Source organism: uncultured Methylobacterium sp. (genome assembly GCF_964242245.1).
GTDB lineage: Bacteria > Pseudomonadota > Alphaproteobacteria > Rhizobiales > Beijerinckiaceae > Methylobacterium.
This window is the reverse complement of record NZ_CAXTBY010000107.1, coordinates 5,527-8,718: the sequence shown is the minus strand read 5'-3', so window position 1 is coordinate 8,718 and position 3,192 is coordinate 5,527. Positions and strand designations below refer to the sequence as shown.

Below are 3,192 nucleotides of genomic sequence, written 5' to 3'. Positions count from 1 at the left end.
GCGAGCTTGGTTACGTTTCAGTTAATTTATGCTCAAGCTCACTGTCACCTTTGGCTCATTCCGCCGGTGTCCTCGATGATCCGCCCCACCTCCGCCTCCGCCGCAGCAAATCCCAGGCTCGTGTCGATCACGTAGTCGGCGCGGGCCCGCTTCTCGGCGTCCGGCATCTGCTTGGCCAGGATCGCGGCGAGGGCGGCGTCCGTCATGCCGGGGCGGGCGAGCACGCGGGCGCGCTGGACCTCGGGCGGCGCGGTGACGACGAGAACGGCGTCGCACCGGCCCTCGCCGCCGGTCTCGTAGAGGAGCGGGATGTCGAGGAGCACCAGCGGGGCATCCGCGTGGCGGGCGAGGAAGGCGCGGCCGACCGCGCGCACCAGGGGGTGGACCAGGGCCTCGAGCGCGGCCATGCGCTCCGGGTGGTCGAGCACCGCCGCGCGCAGGCGGGCGCGGTCGACGCCGCCGTCGGCGGAGAGCGTTCCGGGAAACGCCTTGCCGATCGCGCGGGCCGCCTCGCCCCCCGGCCCGTAGAGGCCGTGGACCGCCGCGTCCGCGTCGTGCACCGGCACGCCGCGGGCGGCAAACATCGCCGCGGTGGCGGACTTGCCCATGCCGATCGAGCCGGTGAGCCCCAGCACGAAAGGCCTTTTTCGCAGGGCCGCAGGGCTCACCGCGGCACCAAGTCGGCGACGATGAGGTCGCGCAACGCCTCCGTCACCGCGGGCCGCACGCCGAACCATGCCGCGAAGCCCGGCACCGCCTGGTGCAGCAGCATCCCGAGGCCGTCGACAGCCGCCAGCCCGTGGGCGCGGGCGGCGGCGAGGAGCGGGGTCTCCAGCGGCACGTAGACGATGTCGGCCACCGCCGCGTGGGCCGGCAGCGCCGCGAGGTCGAGGTCGAGGGCCGGGTGCCCGCTCATGCCGAGCGACGTCGTGTTCACCAGGAGCCCGGTCTCGGGGAGCCACCGCGCCGCCGCATCCCACGCGATCGCCGCGGCATGGCCGGGAGCGAGGGCGGCCACCGCCTCGGCCCGGGTGCGGGTGCGGTTGGCGACGCGGATGCGCAGGCCGCGCTCGGCCAAGCCGACGACGACGGCGCGCGCCGCGCCCCCCGCCCCGAGCACCACGGCCGTCCCCGCGCGGGCCGGCCAGTCCGGCCCGAGGCGCGCGTCGAGGTGGGCGAGGAAGCCCGGCGCGTCGGTGTTGTCGCCCTGCACCCGCCCGTCCGCCCCGACCACGAGGGTGTTGACCGCGCCGATCTTTTCCGCACGCGATGTCAGGGTATCGGCAAGCGCGAAGGCCGCCTCCTTGTGCGGGATGGTAACGTTGCCCCCGGCAAAGCCCGAGTCCGGTAGCCGGCGAAAGAACGCTGCGAACGCGTCGGGCGCGACCGCGACGCGCTCGTAGGTGCCGTCGATTCCATGCTGCGAAAGCCAGTAGCCGTGGATCAGCGGCGAGCGCGACTGGGCGATCGGATGGCCGACGACGAAGGCCCGCCTCACGCCGCGCAGTCCTGCGCGAGCCGGCAGGGCACGCCGCCCGCCGCCTCGACCTGGAGGGTCGCGTGGGCGATGCCGAAGCGGGTGCGGAGCGCGTCCGCGGTCTCCTGGAGGAAGGCGTTGCTGGGGTGCCCGGCAACCACGAGGTGCGCGGTCAACGCCACCTCGGTGGTGCTCATCGCCCAGATGTGCAGGTCGTGCAGGTCCGACACGCCGGGCCGTCCGCGCAGGTAGGCGCGCACGAGATCGGGCTCGATGCCGGGCGGCACCGCGCTCAGCGACAGCGCCACGCCGTCGCGGAGCAGACCCCAGGTCGCCCAGACGATCAGCCCGGCGATGACGAGGCTGGCGGCGGGGTCGATCCAGTCGAGGCCGGTCGCGAGGATCGCGAGCCCCGCCAGCACCACGCCGGCCGAGACCGCGGCGTCGGCCGCCATGTGCAGGTAGGCGCCGCGGACGTTGAGGTCGCCCTTGGCGCCCGCCATGAACAGCCACGCGGTCGCGCCGTTGACCAGGATGCCGAGGCCGGCCACCACCATCACGCTCACGCCCGCGACCGGCTCGGGGTGGCGCAGCCGCACGAGCGCCTCCCACAGGATCGCGCCGGTGGCGAGCAGCAGGAGGACGGCGTTGAGGAGGGCGGCGAGGATCGACGCGCCGCGAAGCCCGTAGGTGAAGCGGGCGGTCGCCCGGCGCTTGGCCAGCACCGCAGCGGTCCAGGCGACGAGCAGGCCGAGCACGTCGGAGAGGTTGTGGCCGGCGTCCGCCACCAGCGACATCGCGTTGGCAGCAAATCCATAGCCGGCTTCAAGGATTACGAAGCCGGCATTGAGCAGGATGCCGATCGCGAACGCCCGGCCGAAATCCTTGGGCGCGTGGACGTGCCCGTGACCGTGCGCGTGGCCATGATCGTGGCCGCAATGGTCGTGATGATCGTGTCCGGCCACCGTCCCGTCTCCTAGAATGCGAGCCAGCCGCCCGCCCGCAGACGCGCGAGCAGCGGCAGCAGCGGCAGGCCGAGCACGGTGCTGTGGTCGCCCTCGACCCGCGCGAACAGGTGGATGCCGAGGCCCTCGATCTGATAGCCGCCGACACTCGATCGCACCCGCTCCGTGCCGGTGAGCGCCACATAGGCCGCGATCGCTCCCGCATCGAGGGGCCGGAGCGTCAGGCGCGCGGTCTCGGCGAAGCTCTCGACGCGGCCGCCCTGCGCCAGCGCCACGGCCGCGTGCAGGGCATGGGTGCGGCCGGACAGCCGCCCGAGCTGGGCGCGGGCGTCGTCGAGCCCCGTCGGCTTGTGGAAGACCTCGCCGTCCAGGTCGAGCACCTGATCCGCGCCGACGACGACCCGGTCGGGATAGGCTGCGGCCACCGCACCGGCCTTGGCCTCGGCCAGCCGCAGGGCGAGCGCCCGCGGGTCGAGGCCGGCGCACGCGGATTCCAGGGCGCGCTCGTCGATGCCGGGGGCCACGGTCTCGACGGGCAGGCCGGCGGCTTCGAGGAGCGCGCGCCGCGTCGGGCTGGTGGAGGCCAGGAGCAGCGGGCCTGCGCCGCGCCAGAGGGTCGGAGGCGACATCCGCCCAGTGTCACCGATCGGCGCGCGACCGCAAGCGCCCCGCGAAAAGCCCCGACGTCCGGGTTGAGCCGGACGGCGGGGCTGTCACGGTCGGGGCCGATACGCGACGCTGGCCCCGGCG

The 3,192-nt window shown here is 74.3% G+C and carries 4 protein-coding genes; all 4 read right to left on the bottom strand.

Translation table 11 applies throughout. From position 1 onward, the window contains the following. Positions 1-44: 44 nt before the first annotated feature. The 4 genes from coaE to ACFE8Y_RS17475 are packed head-to-tail and all read right to left on the bottom strand — an operon-like array spanning position 45 to position 3,071. Positions 45-635, bottom strand: a complete 591-nt coding sequence (coaE, locus tag ACFE8Y_RS17490; protein WP_375465656.1) for a dephospho-CoA kinase — start codon at positions 633-635, stop codon at positions 45-47. A gap of 29 nt (positions 636-664) precedes the next feature. Then, positions 665-1,507 carry a shikimate dehydrogenase gene (locus ACFE8Y_RS17485; RefSeq protein WP_375465662.1) on the bottom strand — a complete coding sequence of 281 codons (843 nt, stop codon included), beginning with the start codon at positions 1,505-1,507 and terminating at the stop codon, positions 665-667. After that, entirely contained in the window at positions 1,495-2,442 is a 948-nt protein-coding gene (locus ACFE8Y_RS17480; RefSeq protein ID WP_375465655.1) for a cation diffusion facilitator family transporter, read from the bottom strand. The genes ACFE8Y_RS17485 and ACFE8Y_RS17480 overlap by 13 nt, the downstream gene beginning before the upstream one ends. 11 nt (positions 2,443-2,453) lie before the next feature. Next, positions 2,454-3,071 carry a Maf family protein gene (locus tag ACFE8Y_RS17475; protein WP_375465654.1) on the bottom strand — a complete coding sequence of 206 codons (618 nt, stop codon included), beginning with the start codon at positions 3,069-3,071 and terminating at the stop codon, positions 2,454-2,456. Positions 3,072-3,192 lie beyond the last annotated feature (121 nt).